Genomic DNA, 20,842 nt, shown 5'->3' with positions numbered 1-20,842 from the left:
TCCTCCATTATGCGTCCTTCATTGCTTTCTCCCATTGCTCGCTTACGATTTGCTTTTGACTTAAGCTCGAGCTATGCGTTTATGACAACGGTTTGATTGAGATACGGCGCACCTGCAGGAAACCGCAGCTTCTCACTGTCTGGAAAGACCGCTTCCATGTAGTACTCAAAATCCTCGTCCGATTCCGGTGACAGCAATACTTGATAAACATTGCGGTTTACATGACATCCTTCTACTTTGCGATAATCCTGTTCACCCAATGGTTTCCAGTATAGCGTTAGCTGATCTGGCTTGTGACCTAGCATCATCACCTTCAGATTCAAAGGCTCCCCTATCTCCAGACTCGTACGGACGGTTGGAACAATCATACGCGGTTTGCCAGTATAACTTGAACCAGGTAAAGCATCTTTCGGCAGCGGCTCACCCAGCCATGTCTCCAGATCCAGCCCCGGTTTATGCAGTTGGAGCTCCATCGTCTGCTGTTGAACATTGGCGAAGGTGCCCAACTCTCCTGGCGTTGAAACAGTTGCCAGCAGGTGGCTGTTTAGCTCCGAATATTGCTCTACAAGCTCTTTGCGAATCGGCAACAGATTTTCTCTGGCAGCAAGCCGTTTTTGATCATCTGAAGCTTGTGCTTGCAGTGCTTCCACCGCAGCTTCGTATAAGCCCAGCGTGCACCCAATCTGAGCAGAGCTGCGCAGAAAACGGAATTGATTCAACCAATAATCGAAGCGTTCCATTTGTCCCGCTCCACGAACCCGCTCCCGCAGGGTTTCCAGTCGATTTACAAATCCATATTGCAAAGATACGTCTGCCCATGGCGAACGATTAACAACAATGGTGCTGCCAGGACCGGACACCCAAGTTGCTGGACGAGGGAGCTTGCCGTCAAGCTCAGTAAACACTTCGGCTATATCAGCCGCAACGTCCACACCAAACTGCGCCGTAGCCCAATCCATATAGAAATCGGCGATTGGCAAATCGCGTTCGCGTATCTTAAGCTCCGAAAGATCCGCCTCATATTTGTCAATCGCAGTACCTCCGCAGTTAATCAGACGTGAGTAAGCCTCTCCCTTGAACTGATTGATATCGTCCGTTTGCCCTTCCACCTCTATTGCACACAGGCAAGCTTCGCCACTATGGCAATTGAAGGTAATATCAATGAACCCATCAGACACTTTCAGTTCATGGATCGTACGCTCCAAAGGTCGATTTACCCCTTTGCTTTCGCTGAAAATATCAAGCTGATAAATCCTTTTATCAATACTTCCATTCGTGAAAACGTCGAACACGCGCTTGCCAGGCTCCGTAACTTCCCACTCCATAAATGTTAACGTCAACGTATAGGTGCCATTCGGCACCTGCAAACGGTATCCTTTCATACCGACTCTGACTGTTCTATATCGCTCGTCGTGCAGGCCTGGCAACACCACTACTGACCGCGCCTGACCGTCCCAATATCCTTCTGTAGAATACGAACCCGCGTCTTCGGGCTTATCAAGGTTCACGTTCCACCCCGCCTGCTCCCAGCCTGCAGCTGCGAGTGCAGCAATAGTTGGATCTATCACTTTCGTTCTCCAATGTATGCCCATAAGACCAGAGCATCCATAGGATGCAGCATCAGCTGCATCCCTTCGCATACGTCCCGCCCATAGTTGCGGTAGAATCATTGCAGGATCATCTTCAACCCATGGAATCGCCCAGGTTGGACGCTGCCCAATGGCTTGAAACCCAGGCTCTACAAATTCGTTGCCGAGATTTCGGTTAATGCAACTAAATGGCACTGACTTGGGCAAATGGCGGTCAAACAGGGTCCGATCTGATTGAGGACCTAGCACCCAGCCGCTAGTGGCCACTTGAATCGAAGTGTCTACCTTCTCCGCAGCATGAATGGCTGCTTGTATATCGCGCAATGTCGCTTGCGTTTGCTCTTCCGTGTTGCCTCCCCATGTCCATAATTCAGGTGTCCATAACCAAAAGTAATCAAGCGGATGCGTTTGTTTGATTCGTGTAAAAACCCCCTCGTAAAGACGCTGAATCGTCTTCTCATCCTCAAGATCCATTCCCTTCTGAATCAGATGAGATTTGACCTCCGCCGGTATAGTAAGCGGCCCTTCCGTCCCAAGGCATGTTGAAATGCCAAGCTCCTGCGCATACGAAAACACGTTTCTCAGCAAGCGGCCGAAACGATTGAATAGCTCATTGCTAGCCTCCATCGTTTCCGGCCATGGCGCCATGCCTTGCATATAATCCGCGCCATAATCGTCCCTTTCGAACAATTGATCTCCGCCGTCCGAATAGCTCCCAGTTTCTTTCGAAGCATATCCCCAAGCACCATTAACGCTCGAGAAATGTCTGGAAGGATAGCTATAGTTAACATCTCCGTTGTCATTCACGTCCTCTGCTAGTCCAATCCAAGTTGCAGGCTCAGCGCTTGCATATAGATTCGTACGCGGTCTCTCCGGGTATGTGTGCAGGCCAATGAAATTCATACGCAGCTTCGGAAGCTGAGACAACACGCTCTTATAATCATCTTGGCTCCACCAATCCGGACCTTCTGGGAAATCATGAAAAGGAAGAATACCTCTCAGTTGAAATAAAGGCGAACCAGATTCCTCGATGTCAGGCAGTACTAGCGGAATCTGCTGATCGGGAATAATATCGCCATGAAGAGCGAACCGAATGCCCCAATGCTCCGCTATACGGTATGCAGCATAGAGCAATCCGCCTTTGCGTCCTCCTGAGATGACAAGACGCTTTCTGCTTGAAGAAGAAACAGTCTTCAGCTGATAGCCTTGTTCACTCATAGGTTCTAACTGATCGTGCGGAGTAACAATTATGTCTGTAATTAACCTACTGTCCGAATAACCAACAATAAAGCCGCTTGCTTCTTCAGGCATGGAATCTTCCTCAACCATCGGCAATAGGACGGAAGTACGAACATACAAATAGCGGCGTATTTCCTTTGCGGCAAACTTCTCTTGACGGGAAGCGCTTCTCGGATAGCAAATGAACAATGAATTTGGCATTTGGAATCACTTCTCTCTCTCTTTTTATTACATTCATCTTACTTTGTCTGGTGACTGACAACAATGTCTGCAATTATCACTTTTGTATCTGAAATTGATCATGCCAAGCATTGAAGAAGCTCCGCTTGGCACGATCAATTTTCATATTAAATTTCGCTCTTGCGTCCTTCCATTACCGAACTGCTTTCTGCCAATCTCCTGCTCCAATAGCAACTTCCAGATGCCACTCACAACAACTTTTCGCCGGTATGACTTGCGCCGTTCCATTCCCCATCGCCTTTTCAAGGGAATCGTAATAACCTGATGTTGTTGCAATTTCTCCGAGTCCATAATAAATACCGGCGAAGGCATTTGCTCGCTAATCAGAGTATCCTTTGAAAGCGGCGGGCGTTCATAAGGGGCCCATTTCTCCTCGCCGATAAGGGTTATGCTGCCTTCCCAGCCTTGCGTTCGAAGCTCGATAGCCGCACGCACGCCAGCTTCCCCAGCACCGACTATGACCATTCCTGGATCAGCCATTTTTCATCCTCCTCTAGTCGACCCTGATATAAACCTTGCCTGCTTCTACTTTAACGGGGTACATCCTTAAATCTACACACACCGGTGCTCGTTTCGCCTGACCGGTCGTAATTTCGAATCGGCCGTTGTGCTTGGGACATTCAATTGTATTGCCCATAACCAATCCGTTCGATAGATGAAATTTTTCATGCGTGCAATAACCATCTGATGCGTAGTATTCATTCTTATCTGTACGATAAATAGCATATGTTCGGTCGTTGTAATCAAAGCGGATGACGTCCTCTTCCTCTATCTCATCAGCTGAACATGCCTCAATCCATTCCTTAAGCTCCATGAGTAATTCCTCCTGTTGTCACTTTGTTTGCACTAGATCTTTGTTCTACGGTTGTGTGTCCCTGCGGACTATGCTTATATGGCCGTGCGGTGCTTGGTAAAGGCTTAATGATGGTATAGGATGGGTCTTTTCCCTGTTTAATTAGGGCAACGATTACTTCTTTAAGCGCTGCTCCCAAACTGCGGCAGGGCTGCGGACAGTCTGCTTGCATCTCTTTATGCAAAGCCGGCAGTGCGTGATAAGGAACCATCGGGAACATATGGTGCTCGATATGATAATTCATATTCCAATATAAAAATCTGAAAAATGGATTTAAATACATCGTTCGCGAGTTCAAGCGGTGATCCAATACATCTTCATACATGCCCAAATGCTGTGACATTCCAAAAAGTAACATTAAAAGCGTCCCATAAAAAGTCGGTAGTCCCACAAACATGAGCGGGAGAAAGCTATGCAGATACACGGACAACCCAATAACCGACAGTAAAATAAGTAAGTAAATGCGAGCCTCCAAATAGGCTTTCTTACGTTCTGATTGCGGAATGTACTCATTTTCCGTTGCATCTACTTTCCCGAAGCAATGCAATAGAAATCTTTTGATTTCTATTGGCCCACCGTACAGATGGAGAATTTCCATGAAAAGGACCTTCCAGATTGGAGGTCTCTCAGTTAGAATTTCAGGGTCGCGACCAACAATATACGTATCGCTATGATGACGCGAATGGCTCCAGCGCCAAGGCGTAGCTGATCGGAGAACCATAAATGAAGCGATTTGATAAATCACTTCGTTCATCCATGGTGTCTTAAACGCGGTACCATGCCCGCATTCATGCCAACGTGAGTCACCAGGCGAGGCATATATCGTCCCATATAAGAAAAACGCAGGTATTGCCCACCATGTGCCCCATGAATAATAAGCCAGAGCACCCGTGCCAATCAGCAGTGCAAACCAGATGATCGTATCTCGAATCGCAGGACCGTCTTTTCGCTTCATGAGTTCCTTCATCCGCTGGCGCGGGATGGGCGACTGATACCATTCCGATGTTACCAGCCCTCGCTCTTGAGCCCTCTTATTTTCAGGACCGGTGAGACTGTAATCTCTTTTTATTTTAGTAGATGACATCGTACTTTCCTCCTAATTAACATGGGATAAGTCCCTATCCCATCGTTTCTTCCACATGCTCAAAAGGCTTCCAAGGTGAGTCTGCCGACACACGATTTTGTCCTGGATGGGGCTGAGTCGTTGTCCATTGAGCTTGTTTAACCAATTGACGCCATATTTCTTCCACACTTTCGTATGAAATAGGTTCGATTGCATCCATAGTGCTATGAAAGCTCACTTTCATTTGATCTGCTTGTTTGCATAACTCATTCAGACAAGCATGCATAATGCGCTCGCCATTCTCGGCACTTGCTTCCAAGGCATCCTCGCCCAGCGCAAGTCTCCCGCCCGAGCCGTCCTGTAAATGCAGATTCAATTGTGTGAAATCTATAAGATCTTGACGAAGAAATTGAAGCTGAGAAATTTCATATTTTCCTGCATGATCACCTACATACATGCCTTCAACTAGCTCAGGATCGCTGACCGCTCGGACAGGTACACCCGTTTTTGCTGAAAATGCTTCCGCAACCTTACGAAGATCATATTGGTTTCCACCGCTATGTCCGCTGACCACGAATATCGCGCGGAATCCCGCATTCACGAATGCGCGTAGCTGATACAAGAAGAAAGGAAGCATAATATGAGGAGGCATCGCCGTCATATGCGGATTTTCTCGCCCCACTGTTTCCTCCAACCAGCGCGCGTGATAGCCGGACTCATGAATGTGATAGCCAAGTGCGGGAGCCACGATACCCCCGCATCTTCTTGCGGCCTCTATGCATAACCATTCTGCTTTAATTGTATCAAGCCCAAATGCGGAGATTTGACCATGAGGTTCGCAAATGCCTAACGGAAGGAAGACAAGCGGATGATGAGCCAAACGTCTTTTGAATTCATATGGCAAGAGCTCCGACCAGAGCACTTTTTCCATACTACCAAAATTTGGAGTCATAGAAATTACGCACCCATCGGTGATATTTACGAATTTCTTCAAATACGTCATCCGGTAGCGGTTCCTTATCTACAGCTGCAATGTTTTGGTCGGCATACTCAGGCACATGCATCGATACGAGTGCGGTGGTAACCCCTGGATGTTTCAATACGAATTTAATTGCAAGCTCAGCCAAATTGTCTGCGTATTGCGGAATAAATTTACGCAGACGTTCTACTCGTTCTATATACATCTCACGTGGTACATAGTCGAAATAAGACTTCCGGTAGTCTAAGTCGCCAAATTGGGTTTCTTTGGTCAGAAATCCCGTCAAACCGCCTTCGTCCATAATACAGCGAGCAAGGAATGCAACACCGTGCTCTTCACAAAATGGAATCAAACAGTCAAGCGGCAGTGGATCGAAAATATTGAAAACGGTCTGAACGGCGTCAATTTTGCCACTTTGCACAATCGAGAGTGCAATGTCATGGCGCTGATCGGGAATTGAAATACCGATAAACCGAATTTTCCCCTCTTCCTTCAACTGCAGCAGTTCCTCCATCCAATAATCCTTCTTATCCCACTGCGGCCAGTATTGGTGAAGCTGCATAAGGTCTATCGTCTCTACACCAAGCTGCTCTAGTGAAATTTCCGTACAACGGCGCAGCCAACCTTGCGGGTAAGCGGTTTCAACTGGAATATGTGTCCCCCATCCAATCGATCCTGGACCGAGGGATTGTACTTTAGAGGTAATAAACGGACGTTCGCCCCGCCATTCTTTGAGCGCAAGCCCCACAATTCGTTCCGATTCGCCGTAAGCACGTGCGCTATCAATCAGCGTCACACCTTGATCCAAACTGTGCAGGACAGATTTTATTAAATACTTTTCATCATACGTACCAAAGGAGCCTCCTAGGCCCATAGATCCAAATCCGATGCGAGATACCACCTCGCCTGATCTAGCAAAATCAGAAAATTTCATGAACTGTTAATCCTCCTTTAAAAAATTTGTTAATTTCCCTGCTTACATGCTTATATTTTACTGAGCTTTGGCCCGTTCGTATTTAGTCGAAAGCAACAGAGTTGTAACCAAAATCACACTTTTTATTCATATTTATACCTTGTATACTAAGAACAGCGAATCTCACCCGTTAGGAGTTGTATCTTGTGTCAAAGAAGCTTTATTTTATGGAACCGCATGATACACTGGAACAATTAAAGCAATACTATTTCCCTCCGTATATTACGCTGGCTCACATCTTCAATGCCCCCAATGGCTGGAAACTCAAACCGCGTATACTTAAGCAATATCAGTTGCAGTATGTAATAGAAGGGATCGCAGACTATCAGATTAATGGCCGTGATTATGTGACTAGACGCGGCGACCTATTGTTCCATAGACCAAACGAGCTTCATCATGTCAGTACTCGTCCTGATCATCCTTATGTCTGTATTTCGATTGTGTTCCATTTTGGAGACTCGGGTTTTCCGATTCAGCAACTTGTTGATATAGATGGAGAAACCACAACACATTATCTGGGAAATTACCACAATCACACTCTTGAACATAAGCTCACAGAGCTTGTCCATCATTACCGAATGCCAGATGCAAAAGATCATTTCCATTGTCAAAGCCTGCTCACTCAAACCTTATATGAGATATCAACACACAAAAAAGAGCTTGCCGTCCGATCTTCAAAGAAAGAAGATGCAAACAGAGCTAAGCTCATCCTTATACGTAATTATATTACAAAGCATCTGCAGGATGGCTTTAATCATCAAGACCTGGAGAAGCTTTCCGGTTGGAGCCGCAACTACATCATCACGCAGTTCCGCAATGCCTTCGGCATGTCACCTATGCAATATCTTGTCTGGATTCGACTAGAAAAAGCCAAGGAACTAGCTCTACAATCGGGACTATCTTTCGGGGAGATTGCAAATAAAGTCGGCTACACCAACATTCATGCATTTGCAAAGATATTTAAAAGGAAGACTGGAATGAGCTTAAGTCAGTTCTGCAGCACACTTTTTACTGATACGCCAGATCAATAATAGTAAGCCATAATAAGGTGATATATTGTACAGTCGTTTTCCATGGCTGTTTTTTGGGCTATTTCTTAAATCACTAAGCAATCTTTTAAAAATTCAAATAGCCCTACGATTTCTCGTAAGGCCACTATCCATTAATGTAGTTCAATTCCGTTAATGAACCAATCGCCCATCCCGGAACCTTACTACTCTTTTCGCCTGCTCCGCAACCTGCCGATCATGCGTAATCACAATAATAGTCCGCCCCTGCTCATTTAATCGCCTGAAAATATCCATGATCTCCACGCCCGTCTTTGAATCCAGCGCTCCAGTCGGCTCATCCGCCAATATAATCGGAGGATCTCCAGCCAAAGTGCGCGCAATAGCTACGCGTTGCTGCTGTCCACCAGACAGCTCCGAAGGAAAATGCCTTCTGCGATCCAATAAATCGACAGACTCCAGCGCTTTTAAAACCAGCGGCTCTCGCTGTTTTCTCGACAATCCCCGATAAATCAAAGGTAATTCCACATTCTCATAAGCGCTTAATCTCGGCAGCAAGTTAAAGCTCTGAAAAACAAACCCGATCTTCCGATTCCGAATCTCAGCTAGCTGTGCATCCTTCAAAGCGTGAATCTGCTTCCCATCAAGCGTGTAGACCCCTTCATCCGAAATGTCCAAACAGCCAATGATGTTCATCAGCGTGGACTTCCCTGAACCCGACGGCCCCATAATAGCGACAAATTCGCCTTGCTTGATGTCTAGCGAGATGTCATCCAAAGCACGAATCGTCTCTCCGCCCATATAGTAAAATTTACTTACATGCTCAATTTGGATTAAGGCTGTCATTGTCTTCGCCTCCATTATTTGAAGCCAAATGAATGAAGTCTGCGATTCACTAACTCGTTGACCTTACCGCTTCGCCTTATAAAACTCATGATACAACTTCATGAGTGCCCGCTTCTCAATCCTCGATACATAGGAGCGACTAATGCCCAACTCCTTCGCGATCTCCCTCTGCGTTCGCTCTTCTCCACCTAGCTCCAAACCAAACCGGCCTACCACGACTTCCTTTTCCCTGTCGTCCAAAATCTCTAAATTCCGATAGATTTTGCTCTTCTCAATCTTAAGCTGCACCGCATCCACCACATCATCTGCTTCACTACCGAGGATGTCAATTAGAGTAATTTCGTTCCCCTCTTTGTCCGTTCCGATCGGGTCATGCAAGGACACATCTTTCCGCGTTTTCTTCAAGGAGCGTAGATGCATCAGGATCTCATTCTCAATACAACGTGCTGCAAAAGTCGCCAGCTTTGTCCCTTTGTTCGGGGAGAAGGATTCGATAGCTTTGATCAGTCCGATCGTCCCTATCGAAATCAAATCTTCTAAATCTTCGCCCGTATTGTCGAATTTTTTGAGGTTGTGAACACGAAGCAACGTAAATCGTTTGTGCCGTGATGGGCCACCTATATGAATTCAAAACTTTACAGGAGATGATTTGTTTTCTGAAACTTCACCCATAAGTTTAACGTTTTGGAAAGGTTATGCCTCCCGCAATGTGGCCATAAGTTTAGGGATATCACCAAACTCTGAAAGACTTTTCATACAACCGGTCTGTCTTTGAGATCGCTTACATTATGAATCAATGCGTTAAACAAGGATGATTTGGATTATGTAAATACTATAATGCTAGCCGTCCCTCGCTAAAATTCACAATGGTTCGCACGTCCATTCCACCCTATTCACATAAAACCGACCCTCGTTCAACGAAGGCCGGTTTTATGAAAAGTCTCAGTCTGGGTATTTAAAAACCCTTCAATAAATTAATAATTGCTTGCGCACTTTCTGCACGCGTTGTCATCGATTGAGGATCCATAGCACCGTTATCCTTACCGTGGATCAGACCTTTCTGAGCAGCTTGCTCAACGTAAATCTCAGCCCATACACTGACAGATGCAGCGTCTGAGAAATGGATCGATTTCTCTTGAATCGATGATGTTCTATTACTTAGGCCAGCTGCTCTCAATAGCATGACAGCCATTTGCTCACGCGTAATTACGCTATCGGGTGCGAATGTGGAATCACTCATGCCTTCGATGATCCCCGCATGTACAGCAGCGGAAACAATATCACTGTACCAGGCATTCTCATCAACATCAAAGAAATGTGTCCGGTTTCCCGCATTCAGATGTAATGCCCGCACCAAAAGAGCCGTAAATTCAATCCGTGTTATTGAGCGGTTCGGCTGGAACTCTGTCTCACTGGTTCCATCTATGATATGTTTCGCGCTAAAAATCTGCACGCATTTGGTCAAATGGCAACAGCAGCGATGGCCGATCGAACCCGATCTTGGATGGGATCCATTATTCTCATTCTCTGGAGCAGTCGCTTCTAAACGAATATGTCCCACCTCACCAGCCATGTCATTCGTACCACTAAAAAGTTGCCCGTTAAGAACCGATTACAAAGTAATAAAATGAGAAGTGGTATACCTAAGCGTATAAGTCTATCCTTAAGAAACCTAATTGCTCCTTTTCTTTCATAAGATGTAGGAGTGAAATAGGCAGAAATAAAGAAGAAAAGCCCCTAAACCTCTCTTTCTCATACTGGATAGCTTCCAGATACCCCAGCATCAGTTGGTGCGCTCTTTCCACCTAGTATGGATCAAATTGATAAGCTTCACAGTAAAAAGAAGAGTTTACAGGGAATCAACCCTGCCCACTCCTTTTTCAAATAGAAATTAAAATTACAACGAAACACCCAAGAAGCCACGTGTTAATTGGAAATCAACATTACCCTGCTGGTAGAGACGGGGTGTATAAGTATGCTCAATGGTTTGTTTGACGCGATCGAGAATCAAGTTCGTCCAAGCATTCGGATCTCCAATGAGCAGCAAATCCAGATCATTTTCATAGTTTTGCAGCATTCCCGTTTCCGATGCTATTTGCAGCATAGGAACAAACGGATGCGTCTGCATCGGACGATTACCGACTAATGCGATAATTAACTCTACACCCGTGGCAGCTAGGCCCGTAACCGTCTCCACCCAATGCTCGGTCGGGGTCTCCATGATGTGGAAGCCATTGCGGCGGACATGCTCACCATAGGCAATGGATGGCAGGACATTGGATGAAGTGAATATATTTTGGCTATAAGAAGCTGTGGAAAGTAGACCGCTGTTCTCCGGGACAACCACTAAGCCGCCTGCTTTGACAACCATTTTGGTCAGCTTCACAAGCTGCTCTCCTTCGTCGTTGGAGATGGCACCATCGCTTATGATGCCAATACGCAGACCAGCCAGACCAACTGTCTCCTTCTCAGCTGCTCCAGCTGCTGCCAATTGATCGGCAAACCATGCTTCTACCTTTTGCGTCACCTTCGTAATTCCTCCGTCAAGCTGAATGCTGGCAAAACCTAGATGGCTCGTTTCAACACCAATCTCTTCCATTTGATGGCGCATAAAGTCGTTGTGGGTTTTCTCGCAGCCATGCTCCAGCAGCAGACAATGTTTCACCATCGGATGAGTGATGTAACCGATCATCGTTCGAGCAAGCATCTGTTCGGCTTGCCCCCCCGAATTCCCGCAGCCTTCCGTGTGAGCCAATGCCACAAATCGCGTGACCTCGGGTTGCCCGGCACCCTGCTTATTCAACTGCTTCGTAATCATATTGGCCACCTGTCCGGCGCAAAGACTGGTCGGCAGGATCAAGCCAATGTTGTCGCTGGCCGTGCGGTCTTGATGACGAGTAAGATTGAATTGGATAGAGCTAACCGTCGCTTCAGCGTCCTCTTGGATTTCAATAGGCTCTCCCGACGGCACAGGGGGATGAAGTAATGTCTCCAGCTGGCTCGCATCATTTTGCTGCCAGTTGCGCCAAATCTGAACCTGGGCATGACCCGCCTTCTCCCCCACACTCCGCTGACCAGAGGCAATTTGAATGGTAAGATCGAAGACCTCTTTGCCGAGCTCATCCATAGACTTGCCTTCCAGATACTGCCCCGCGTTGACATCCATATCATCGGACAATAATTGGAAGCGACGGGTAGTCGTAACAACCTTGACCGTCGGCAAGTAAGGGAAATTCGTGATCGAGCCGTTGCCAGTCGTAAAGAAAATCATATTGCAGCCTGCAGCCACCTGTCCAGCGATGCTCTCGAGGTCATTGCCGGGACTGTCCATGAAATAAAATCCGCCATCTTTCATGAGCTCCCCATACTCTGTGGCATAATCGAGGCGAGTGGTCGGATCTTTCTTCTGGGCAGCGCCAATGGATTTAAGATAAATGTTATAAAGGCCGCGATAGATGTTGCCACCGGATGGATTCCCTTCCGCACTTGCACCATGCCAGGACGTACGTTCCCTGAAACGTTGCACAAGCTCCAAAAACTTACGGGCGGTTTCCACGTTACGAACCTTCGAGAGGACAAAGGGTTCCGCGCCAATCAATTCATCGGTTTCCGCCAGACTGGCAGAGCCGCCGTAGCGCACTAATTCTTCTGAGATCCAACCTAGCAAAGGGTTCGCGGATATGCCGGAAAAAGCGTCCGAGCCGCCGCACTGCAATCCGATCTTAAGGTGGCTGATGGATTCAGGCGTCCGCTGCATCGCATTGACTGTGGGCAGCCATTCTCGTACAATCGCTTCGCATTGGACCAGATTTTCTTCAAAGCTGCTTTGGAGCGACACAAACTTGTGCAGCACTTCATCGATTGGGTAGCCATGTTCGCGCAAATATGCTTCAACCATCTGGTTGGTTACCGGTTCATTGCCATAATCGACAGCCAGAACCGCACCGACGTTGGGGTTTACCATAAATCCGGCGAGCGTCCGCAACAGCAAGTCCAAGTTATTCGGATTTTCCGTGCTACCCTCCGTGTGCGCTGCTGGAACAATCCCTTCCACATTAGGGTAGTTCTTCAGCTCGCCTTGCAAACGAGCGGCAAGCTGCTTCACATAGCTGCCTGTTCGGGAGGTGGTCCCAAGCAGGACGATGTGGTTACGGGTACCTACTCCGCGGTCTGCATGGCGGCGATACCCCATAAAAGTACGAATTTCCGAATATGCCGGCGATGCCGGGGCGGGCTGAAAGTTTTCCTCGTCAAGCACATAGGGATGAACTTGATCCGCAAAATTAGGCGCCTCTGGCAGAGCAAACTTCAGCTGACGCGCACTAAGTGCGTCCAATACCGTCTCGTTGATCACATAGTGACCGGGCTGAATTGCTTGTAGAGCCACACCAAAAGGCATTTCCCATGAAAGCAACTCTACACCGGGATCAATTGTCTTCACAGCAAAACGATGGCCTTCCATAACAGTATAATCTATGATCAAGGTTTGGCCTTCATAATGAATGACGGTGCCGGCGTCCAAATTGCGAGTCGCAACGGCGCAGTTATCCCCAGGTAATGGAAGTCTAGCAATTTCATCGAATTGGTAAATTTCGTTCATCGATATCTATCTCCTTTTTGAAAATTACTCATGAAATACGTATCGTCGGAAGAGAGAATTAAAATCTATCTGCTTCGGGATCCTCAGTAGAATATCCAATTTCGTCCAGTGCAGGCCAGAGCTCTGAAGGAATTGGATAATTAGCAAGCTCCAACGTCTGTGCTACTCGTTCCGGCTTGCTCATGCCAACAACAGTACTCGCGACGCGGGAGTCACGCATGGAGAATTGAAGTGCAGCAGCGGCTAAGGGCACATTCCATGCCTGGCAGACTTTCATTAAGGATCGTGCACGTTCAAGCAACAAAGGAGGTGCATCACTGTACGCATAACGTGCGTAGACATCCGGACCTTTTGCCAATATGCCGCTGCCATAAGGTGCTGCGTTAATTACGGCAACCTCCAATTGATTGGCGATATCAAGCAAAGGCTCAGCTGATCGATTGAGCAGTGTATAGCGGTTATGGGTCTCAACGGCGCTAAACACCCCTGTTTCTACATAACGAATAAGTAAGTCGATGGGCCCACCAGATATTCCAATGTGATCTATGACCCCCTGATCCTTGAAATTTTTCAGCACCTCAAGCGGCCCACCTGCACCCATAACATTTTCAAAGGTGGAGTGTTCCGGGTCATGGATATAGACATATTGCAGACGATCTAGCCCTAACCTGGTTAGACTTCCTTCAATGGATCGTTTTATTTGATCCCCGCTGAAGTCGCCAGTCCTTAAACACCGGTCTGCTTTGGTAGCGAGCACAAAACCCGATGGGAGTCCGCCGTTCTCTTTAATTACCTTGCCAATACGGCGCTCACTCTCGCCTTCACCATAGGCCGCAGCAGTATCGAGGAAGTTAATCGGGCTTGCGAAGGCAGCGCGAATTGTTTCCAGCGCGGTTTCTTCTGGTGCACTAGAATTAAAGGCTTCCGGCATATCACCTAATGGAGCTCCACCAACACAAAGCGGAGATACAAGCAGGCCAGTTCTACCAAATGGCCGATTCGAGTAAAGGGATGCAGTTGACATAAAATATCCTCGCTTCTTATTGAGTATAATAAGGTTTTAATAAATAATCTGCACTTATATATAATTAATTGTCTTGTGGTTCCAATCTAGTGATGGTTTCATTGTAACGTGATTCCTTGATTTACCATGTAAAGAATTGCACATTCCCATCCTTTTGTACAGTAAGGCGGTCATTCAAACACATTCACAATTAACTAGAGTTATCGATAAATTAATTTCTATTAAATTATGCCTTTTCTTAAAATAATATTGGCATAAAGCTCCTTTTCACTCGTTGCTACAATCGCATATGCCTTCTTCGCCCGCTCATAGAAAGCGAACCGTTCCACGTACTCAATAGCTGGTGTTGCGTATTCACTAATTATCCCCTCATACTCCCCCCAAATGGGCGTTGCAACCGGGTCACCAGGAATGACAGCCATGAGTGAAACAGGCTGCTCGCTATATGTATCCAGTGGGAATAGGGTTAAAACCGCTTTCAATAATTCGGGTACGCCATGACCATCACAACGCAGCAGCCGGTTCGCATGACTGGCTGCAGGAAAATTGCCATCTGCTAAGATGATTTCATCGCCATGCCCCATCTCCATCAACACCTTAAGAAGCTCAGGGGAGAGGATCGAAGGTATCCCTTTTAACATCATCAACATCTCCTATTTCATTATTTGTTATCGATAACTCAAAATTAACAATTATATGTCTTGCTGTCAATCCTTTATTTCTATACAATACAAAATAAACGACTACACGTTGAACAACGACTTGGCACATAAAAGGAGAACCCACGTGATAACAATCTATGACATCGCCGAAAAGGCCGGTGTATCCGCTATGACGGTTTCCAGAGTGATTAATAACACAGGCCGGATCAGTAAAGAGACGCGTAAGCGAGTGCAGAAAGTCATGGAAGAGCTCCACTACATCCCGAATGCATTGGCACGCAGCTTAGTTTCACAGAAGACGAACCTTCTGTCCCTGCTTATTACGGATATCACGAATCCGTTCTATACAACTTTAGCCCGAGGTGCCGAGGATGCTGCGAAAAAGGCGGGCTATCGCTTACTTTTTGCCAATAGTGATGAGGATTATGTGAAAGAAAAGGATTACGTAGATATGATTCTCTCCACACGCGTGGACGGCGTTTTATTTGCACCTGCAGGTGATCTATCCCTCGAAAATTTGCAGCTGCTACAAAAGCATCAAATTCCATTCGTTGTCTTAGATCGTGAAATTCCAGGCATTGATGCGGATGTCGTACTGGGTGACAGTAAGGAAGGTGCACGCAATCTCGTTGAACACTTGTTCTCGCTAGGACATCAACGCATAGCATTAGTGAATGGTTCGCAAGACGTTTCGACGGCACGCCTGCGGTACAAAGGCTATAGTGAGGCACTTCGGCTAAATAGCCTAACTGTGGACGATTCGCTCGTTATTCATCTAGGTTTTCGCGACTTCCACGATGACTCTGCCTTAGATGATCTGCTCGCGCTTGAAGAGCCGCCTACGGCTATTTTCGCAGCTAATAATACGTTGGCCGTCGGGGTCATTCAATCCCTGCGCCAGCGCGGCTTACAAGTACCAGGCGATATTTCTGTCGTATGCTTCGACGACTTCGGACCCGCTGGTATGATTAACCCGTTCCTCACGGTTGCCGCACAACCTGCCTATCAATTTGGCCAGCTTGGGATGCAGCTTCTGTTAGAACGCATAGAAGGAAACGCTAGCAACGAATTTCGCAGAATTATGCTGCCATCGGAACTCATTGTTCGTTCTTCCACACAGTCCATCTCGACCCCCATCTCCTAGAAATCAAGTTGGCTATTGTTCTTCCCATTTGTTGACAATAGCCGCAATGATTTCTTCCTTCGTCTCCTCGGTTAAGCCATTCCGCAGCTCTTCTCCATCCAGAATGTAACAGATTTCGAAAAAGGAATGCTTATGCGGCTGATTCTCAAACATACAGGGATCTACACCCCAATAATGAACTTTAAAGCAGGCTCCAGAACCTCGGATAACGCTTACAGTTTCATTTAGCATCGAATACGTTTCTTAGTGCAGATAGATGGTCGCCTCTCTAGAATTTTTGACCTTATTGTACAAAATAATGTCCTCTGTTGAAAAAGACATCGGAGGTGTAGTTTAAAGAGAGATAGTCACTTTAGCAGCAAACACTAAATGGAGGAATAAACGATGATACAATCCAAGGATGTCGATTTTTACAAAGAGAATGGGGATTTGCTTATATAGGGGTGGGGGGCTTCAATGAAACGGAAGTAGCTAAAATGAGACAAGCGGTCGAGTAAATAATTGTACGTGCGGCACATGCGAAAGCAGATACAAATGATACTTGGCAGGGAGACTATTTTCTAGCAGAAGAGCTGAAGAAGCTCGTTATTAAAGGCTTTTATGATGTGCACTATCACGATTCTACCTTCATGCGAGCTGTTATTCACCCTAATATGGTCGCTGTATTGAGACAAATCATCGGACCGAACGTTCAACTACATCATACGAAGATGTTGGTAAAGCCGCCTGAAATGACGCTGCTTTCCCGATGCATCAGGACTATCCATATTTCCCGCACGAGAAGCATACGATGCTCGCCGCTAGTGTCCATTTGGATCGCGCGGATGAAGAGAATGGCTGTTTGCGAGTCATTCCAGGCACTTTTCTCGCCGGAAGCCTACCCCCTATCGGCTCACATTACCTGAACCATAGAGAATATCCGATCCATATGGGGAATATCGGGAGGTAGTGATTTCCCAAGCAATCAGGAACATTTTGATTGGGGCATGGGACAATTTCACTAATGTGAAGCCAAGCTTCCAAATTATCAAAGAAACTTAATGATTTTTTCTACGAAAAAACTACCGTTCTGGCACTTTTTTTGACCAGCGCTTTGTTAAATTTGGTGCTCATCAAATGTTCCGAATAGTCGTTTGATATAAGCACATGAACGTCTTGGATAAGATGAAAAAAGGAAACCGAGTGATGATAAAGGCTGCACCCACGGCGAAATGGACCACGGCCTTTTCCATACTCGTTGCAAAACCCGCACGGGTAAGAGCGAATCCACATTGATTTTGTTTTTCAAAAAAGCCTTTAAATCCAACTTTTCAAACTGAAAGGCCGTCTGTCATAATTCGCCTGCCCTTTTTTCAAACATTTCCATGGCAACAGATAATCCTGCATAATCTCCAACTTGCTCACCCAACCCAGCAGGAACAATCTCACATACATCCAGGGACAAAGATAAGGCTTCCTGTCTCAACGTGGTCATGACAATTGGCTCAAGCAGCTCTTGCTGCCGCCCATAGATACTACCAATAACGATTTTTTCCGGATTGAGTACATCTACCAACATAGCAAGTCCCTGTCCTAACCGTCGACCTACCAAATGAAATACTTGCAGTGCCAACGGATCCCCTTCTTGCGCAGCCTTTCCTACTTTTTCAGCAGTCAGACCGGCCAATTCGTTCATATTTTTACAGAAGGAAGGAGCCTTACCTTCTTGCATAGCTTTTATCGCCATAGTTTGCGCGAGCTTCGCAATACCTCCGCCGCTACAAAAACCTTCAAATGTACCCTCCTTTCCATATCCCAATGGTCCTTCAGCATCTAAACGAACATGCCCCACTTCACCGGCCATGTCATTCGTTCCCCTATAGAGCTGTCCGTTAAGAATAAGCCCTGCCCCCATCCCCGTACCGAAGGTAAGGAAAATCATATTTCGACAGCCTTTCCCCGCGCCAAACCGCCACTCGGCTAACGCACAAGCATTCGCATCATTCTGCAAGCCAACTGGAATACCGTAACGCGCGCGAAAAGGAGTGATCACATCAATATGATCCCAGTCTGGCAGATTCGGAGGCGAGAGGATGAGTCCAGCCTGGCTGTTTAATGGACCTCCGCAGCTGATGCCTAGCGCCGCAGGTGTCTGCTCAGGATATCTAGATATTACAGTTTCCAGGACTGTTGTGATGTCATCCATGGCCACTTTCGGGTTAGACGGCGTAGGGAAACTTATTTTTTCCAAAATAACGACTCGACCTTTTTCCATAACGCCCAAACTCACAGCACATTTTGTTCCACCAATATCGATCGCTGCCAGCATTGTCATGTGGGAAAAAACGCCTCCTCCAGCATACTGCATAATGCATGATAGATGGGCAGATGCCTCTCTTGGATATCAGATGTTCTTTCCCAAGGCACACATATGGCCACATCGCAAAGCGACTTCAATTTACCTCCACTACAACCAGTGAAACCAATGGTTTTCATTCCTTGCACCCTGGCAACTTGCAAGGCCCGAAGTACATTAAGAGAGTTACCGGACGTACTAAAAGCAATTAATACATCCCCTGGACGTCCATAGCCATACACTTGCTGAGCAAAAATCATTTCCGGAGAAACGTCATTTGCATAAGCGCTTATCAAAGCTGTGTGACTAACGAGTGAAATCGCTGGCAGCGCGCCTTGCAGCCTTTCAGCAATACCAGCGCCTTCTCCCGGAAATTCACGCTCGAAATTTTCGCTAATCAATGAGGACAGTGGCCGTTTGGACATGAATCCCTTCATCAATTCACCAACAACATGCTCACAATCTGCTGCACTTCCACCATTTCCACATAATAGCAGCTTGCCATTTTGATTAAAGGAATTGTATAAAAGTTCATATCCCAATTCGATATCTGGCATACAATCACTTAACTCTGGATAGCGAGTTGTCATTTGCTGTAAAATAGCATTCATTCAACGTTGCCTCCTTGCTTAATCCGCTTCAATGCCTTCATGACATCACTGCCGCCCCGGCCGAAGAGATCATGTAGACGGTTATATTCAAAGTACAACTCATCATAAACATGGCTATGTTCATGGTTTGGCTTATAGCTTTCTTGACGAACACGGGTCATACGAGAAGCCGCTTCCACAATATTTGCATAACCACCACGCTCTGTACCGGCAGCAACTGCACCAAAAATAGCTGCACCGAGTGCTGTAGTTTGCGTTGAATCGGCTACCTTGATCTCACGACGGGTCACGTCTGCAAATATTTGCATGAGCAGCCGATTCCGCTGAGGTAGACCACCACAAGCAATCAGTTCGCTCACCTTAACACCAGCTTGCTCAAACGTCTCAATGATTTTTCGGGTGCCAAAGGCAGCAGCTTCCAACAGGCAACGATATATTTCTTCCGGCTTCGTCTGCAAGGTCATACCAACCATCAGTCCACTCAAATCCGCGTCGACGAGCACCGAACGATTGCCATTCCACCAATCCAATGCAAGTAAACCTGTCTGTCCAGGTTTCAACTCCCATGCCAGTTTCTCCAAATATGCATGTACGCTGATGCCTTCGTTTACAGCTGCATCCTTAACATAACCTGGAACACCCTGCTCAACAAACCAACCGAATAAATCGCCGACTGCCGGTTGTCCCGCTTCATAGCCATACAACCCAGGAACAATCCCATCCTCTACGACTCCGCAAATGCCTTCCGCATGTATTTCCTTATCACTTAGCAGCATGTGACACAATGAAGTTCCCATTGCCATTACCATTTGACCGGCGTGCACTGCCCCTGAACCCGCAACACCCGCATGAGCGTCAATGATACCAACAGCTACTGCTGTTCCAGGGTGAAGCCCCATCATCGTAGCTGCTTCGACGGTCAGTTCACCCGCTTTAGAGCCAAGCAAAGAAATGTCTCCCTGAAGTTTAGTTTCAACGAATGTTTCAAGCCTAGGATCCAAGGTTCGAAAGAAATCCTTCGACGGATAGCCATCTGTTTTATGCCAAAATGCCTTATAACCCGCACAGCAGCTGCTTCGAATTGAATTAGACGTTAGCTGCAGAACAACCCAATCGGCCGCTTCCATCAAACGATGTGTTTGTTCATAAATCACAGGCGCTTCATTCAGCATCTGCCACGCCTTGGCCACCATCCATTCAGAGGATGTTTTGCCGCCATATCGACTTAAGAAGGCAGCCCCCAGGCGCTCCACTTTCTCATTAATTCGATTTGCTTCTTCCTGCGCCGCATGGTGTTTCCACAGCTTGACATAAGCATGAGGCTCATCCCGAAGCTCCTCTTGAAAACATAAAGGAACCCCACTCTCATCAACAGGAAGAACCGTGCACGCTGTAAAATCAATTCCGATTCCGACCACTTGCTTCGGATCAATACCCGAGCTCCTTAGTACGGCTGGCACTGAATTTCTTAATACCTCCAAATAGTCGTCTGGTTGCTGAAGAGCCCAATAGGGCTCCAGCAATTTATCAGAATTCGGCAAACGTTCGTCGATCACACCGTGAGGGTAAGGTGTCACATGCACCGCGATTTCTTCCCCATTTTCGATATCCACGAGAAGCACTCTTCCAGATTCCGTTCCGTAATCAATACCAATCGCATACTTTTTCTCCATTATG

Annotated in this window: 19 protein-coding genes and 1 pseudogene; 3 read left to right on the top strand and 17 right to left on the bottom strand. The window is 46.7% G+C overall.

Translation table 11 applies throughout. The features are described 5' to 3' along the window. Positions 1-71 precede the first annotated feature (71 nt). The 6 genes from AC58QC_RS06455 to AC58QC_RS06430 form a co-directional block, all read right to left on the bottom strand. Entirely contained in the window at positions 72-3,029 is a 2,958-nt protein-coding gene (locus AC58QC_RS06455) for a malectin domain-containing carbohydrate-binding protein (protein ID WP_497414368.1), read from the bottom strand. 141 nt (positions 3,030-3,170) lie between these two features. After that, entirely contained in the window at positions 3,171-3,548 is a 378-nt protein-coding gene (locus tag AC58QC_RS06450; protein ID WP_497414367.1) for an FAD-dependent oxidoreductase, read from the bottom strand. 13 nt (positions 3,549-3,561) lie between these two features. After that, positions 3,562-3,882: a MocE family 2Fe-2S type ferredoxin gene (locus AC58QC_RS06445; RefSeq protein ID WP_497414366.1), complete on the bottom strand. Its 321-nt coding sequence runs from the start codon at positions 3,880-3,882 to the stop codon at positions 3,562-3,564. After that, positions 3,872-5,005, bottom strand: a complete 1,134-nt coding sequence (locus AC58QC_RS06440; protein ID WP_497414365.1) for a fatty acid desaturase family protein — start codon at positions 5,003-5,005, stop codon at positions 3,872-3,874. Before AC58QC_RS06440 ends, AC58QC_RS06445 begins: the two co-directional genes overlap by 11 nt. A gap of 34 nt (positions 5,006-5,039) precedes the next feature. Continuing rightward, positions 5,040-5,936, bottom strand: a complete 897-nt coding sequence (locus AC58QC_RS06435; protein WP_497414364.1) for a creatininase family protein — start codon at positions 5,934-5,936, stop codon at positions 5,040-5,042. Next, the gene (locus tag AC58QC_RS06430; protein ID WP_497414363.1) at positions 5,917-6,897 is read right to left on the bottom strand and encodes an aldo/keto reductase; all 981 of its coding nucleotides are present in this window, start codon (positions 6,895-6,897) and stop codon (positions 5,917-5,919) included. The genes AC58QC_RS06435 and AC58QC_RS06430 overlap by 20 nt, the downstream gene beginning before the upstream one ends. Positions 6,898-7,082: 185 nt before the next feature. Between AC58QC_RS06430 and AC58QC_RS06425 the strand changes: the two genes are divergently transcribed. Next, entirely contained in the window at positions 7,083-7,967 is an 885-nt protein-coding gene (locus AC58QC_RS06425) for a helix-turn-helix domain-containing protein (RefSeq protein WP_497414362.1), read from the top strand. 150 nt (positions 7,968-8,117) lie between these two features. Here the strand turns inward: AC58QC_RS06425 and AC58QC_RS06420 are convergent, their stop codons facing one another. From AC58QC_RS06420 to AC58QC_RS06390, 7 genes and pseudogenes are all read right to left on the bottom strand, one after another. Continuing rightward, on the bottom strand, positions 8,118-8,789 hold the full coding sequence (locus AC58QC_RS06420) for an ABC transporter ATP-binding protein (RefSeq protein WP_497414361.1): 672 nt from the start codon (positions 8,787-8,789) through the stop codon (positions 8,118-8,120). Positions 8,790-8,852: 63 nt separating this feature from the next. After that, positions 8,853-9,416, bottom strand: a complete 564-nt coding sequence (gene sigK, locus AC58QC_RS06415) for an RNA polymerase sporulation sigma factor SigK (RefSeq protein WP_497414680.1) — start codon at positions 9,414-9,416, stop codon at positions 8,853-8,855. Between the two features lie 328 nt (positions 9,417-9,744). Continuing rightward, entirely contained in the window at positions 9,745-10,143 is a 399-nt protein-coding gene (locus AC58QC_RS06410; RefSeq protein ID WP_497414679.1) for an S-layer homology domain-containing protein, read from the bottom strand. Positions 10,144-10,161: 18 nt separating this feature from the next. Further along, positions 10,162-10,386 (bottom strand): annotated as a pseudogene (locus AC58QC_RS06405) (hypothetical protein); the annotation flags it as partial. Positions 10,387-10,686: 300 nt separating this feature from the next. After that, positions 10,687-13,389: a UxaA family hydrolase gene (locus AC58QC_RS06400; RefSeq protein ID WP_497414360.1), complete on the bottom strand. Its 2,703-nt coding sequence runs from the start codon at positions 13,387-13,389 to the stop codon at positions 10,687-10,689. A 58-nt stretch (positions 13,390-13,447) separates the two neighbouring features. Then, complete coding sequence (locus AC58QC_RS06395; protein WP_497414359.1) at positions 13,448-14,413, bottom strand: aldo/keto reductase; 966 nt, start codon at positions 14,411-14,413, stop codon at positions 13,448-13,450. 221 nt (positions 14,414-14,634) lie between these two features. Then, entirely contained in the window at positions 14,635-15,054 is a 420-nt protein-coding gene (locus AC58QC_RS06390; RefSeq protein WP_497414358.1) for an RbsD/FucU family protein, read from the bottom strand. Positions 15,055-15,199: 145 nt separating this feature from the next. On the opposite strand from AC58QC_RS06390, the gene AC58QC_RS06385 reads away from it, so the two are divergent. Continuing rightward, positions 15,200-16,219 carry a LacI family DNA-binding transcriptional regulator gene (locus AC58QC_RS06385; protein WP_497414357.1) on the top strand — a complete coding sequence of 340 codons (1,020 nt, stop codon included), beginning with the start codon at positions 15,200-15,202 and terminating at the stop codon, positions 16,217-16,219. Between the two features lie 12 nt (positions 16,220-16,231). Here the strand turns inward: AC58QC_RS06385 and AC58QC_RS06380 are convergent, their stop codons facing one another. Then, entirely contained in the window at positions 16,232-16,372 is a 141-nt protein-coding gene (locus AC58QC_RS06380) for a hypothetical protein (protein WP_497414356.1), read from the bottom strand. A 595-nt stretch (positions 16,373-16,967) separates the two neighbouring features. Here AC58QC_RS06380 and AC58QC_RS06375 point away from each other — a divergent pair. Then, on the top strand, positions 16,968-17,168 hold the full coding sequence (locus tag AC58QC_RS06375; RefSeq protein ID WP_497414355.1) for a phytanoyl-CoA dioxygenase family protein: 201 nt from the start codon (positions 16,968-16,970) through the stop codon (positions 17,166-17,168). Between the two features lie 381 nt (positions 17,169-17,549). On the opposite strand, the gene AC58QC_RS06370 is transcribed toward AC58QC_RS06375, so the two are convergent. The 3 genes from AC58QC_RS06370 to AC58QC_RS06360 are packed head-to-tail and all read right to left on the bottom strand — an operon-like array spanning position 17,550 to position 20,838. Further along, a complete protein-coding gene (locus AC58QC_RS06370; RefSeq protein WP_497414354.1) occupies positions 17,550-18,533 on the bottom strand; it encodes an ROK family protein in 984 nt (327 codons plus the stop codon). Further along, entirely contained in the window at positions 18,530-19,165 is a 636-nt protein-coding gene (locus AC58QC_RS06365; protein ID WP_497414353.1) for a D-sedoheptulose-7-phosphate isomerase, read from the bottom strand. Before AC58QC_RS06365 ends, AC58QC_RS06370 begins: the two co-directional genes overlap by 4 nt. Further along, entirely contained in the window at positions 19,162-20,838 is a 1,677-nt protein-coding gene (locus AC58QC_RS06360; protein ID WP_497414352.1) for a ribulokinase, read from the bottom strand. The genes AC58QC_RS06365 and AC58QC_RS06360 overlap by 4 nt, the downstream gene beginning before the upstream one ends. Positions 20,839-20,842: the final 4 nt, after the last annotated feature.

The sequence above is a fragment of the Paenibacillus sp. J22P51 genome (genome assembly GCF_059692215.1).
The sequence above is the reverse complement of the archived record's forward strand: the minus strand, read 5'-3'. Positions and strand labels throughout refer to the sequence as shown.

Excerpts from the sequence above, each read along its gene's own strand:
- AC58QC_RS06395 (WP_497414359.1), bottom strand. The coding sequence starts at position 14,413 with ATGTCAACTGCATCCCTTTACTCGAATCGGCCATTTGGTAGAACTGGC.
- AC58QC_RS06445 (WP_497414366.1), bottom strand. The coding sequence starts at position 3,882 with ATGGAGCTTAAGGAATGGATTGAGGCATGTTCAGCTGATGAGATAGAG.
- AC58QC_RS06430 (WP_497414363.1), bottom strand. The coding sequence starts at position 6,897 with ATGAAATTTTCTGATTTTGCTAGATCAGGCGAGGTGGTATCTCGCATC.
- AC58QC_RS06435 (WP_497414364.1), bottom strand. The coding sequence starts at position 5,936 with ATGACTCCAAATTTTGGTAGTATGGAAAAAGTGCTCTGGTCGGAGCTC.
- AC58QC_RS06455 (WP_497414368.1), bottom strand. The coding sequence starts at position 3,029 with ATGCCAAATTCATTGTTCATTTGCTATCCGAGAAGCGCTTCCCGTCAA.
- AC58QC_RS06370 (WP_497414354.1), bottom strand. The coding sequence starts at position 18,533 with ATGACAATGCTGGCAGCGATCGATATTGGTGGAACAAAATGTGCTGTG.
- AC58QC_RS06420 (WP_497414361.1), bottom strand. The coding sequence starts at position 8,789 with ATGACAGCCTTAATCCAAATTGAGCATGTAAGTAAATTTTACTATATG.
- AC58QC_RS06400 (WP_497414360.1), bottom strand. The coding sequence starts at position 13,389 with ATGAACGAAATTTACCAATTCGATGAAATTGCTAGACTTCCATTACCT.
- AC58QC_RS06450 (WP_497414367.1), bottom strand. The coding sequence starts at position 3,548 with ATGGCTGATCCAGGAATGGTCATAGTCGGTGCTGGGGAAGCTGGCGTG.
- AC58QC_RS06380 (WP_497414356.1), bottom strand. The coding sequence starts at position 16,372 with ATGTTTGAGAATCAGCCGCATAAGCATTCCTTTTTCGAAATCTGTTAC.
- AC58QC_RS06440 (WP_497414365.1), bottom strand. The coding sequence starts at position 5,005 with ATGTCATCTACTAAAATAAAAAGAGATTACAGTCTCACCGGTCCTGAA.
- AC58QC_RS06390 (WP_497414358.1), bottom strand. The coding sequence starts at position 15,054 with ATGTTAAAAGGGATACCTTCGATCCTCTCCCCTGAGCTTCTTAAGGTG.
- AC58QC_RS06360 (WP_497414352.1), bottom strand. The coding sequence starts at position 20,838 with ATGGAGAAAAAGTATGCGATTGGTATTGATTACGGAACGGAATCTGGA.
- AC58QC_RS06365 (WP_497414353.1), bottom strand. The coding sequence starts at position 19,165 with ATGAATGCTATTTTACAGCAAATGACAACTCGCTATCCAGAGTTAAGT.
- AC58QC_RS06375 (WP_497414355.1), top strand. The coding sequence starts at position 16,968 with ATGCATCAGGACTATCCATATTTCCCGCACGAGAAGCATACGATGCTC.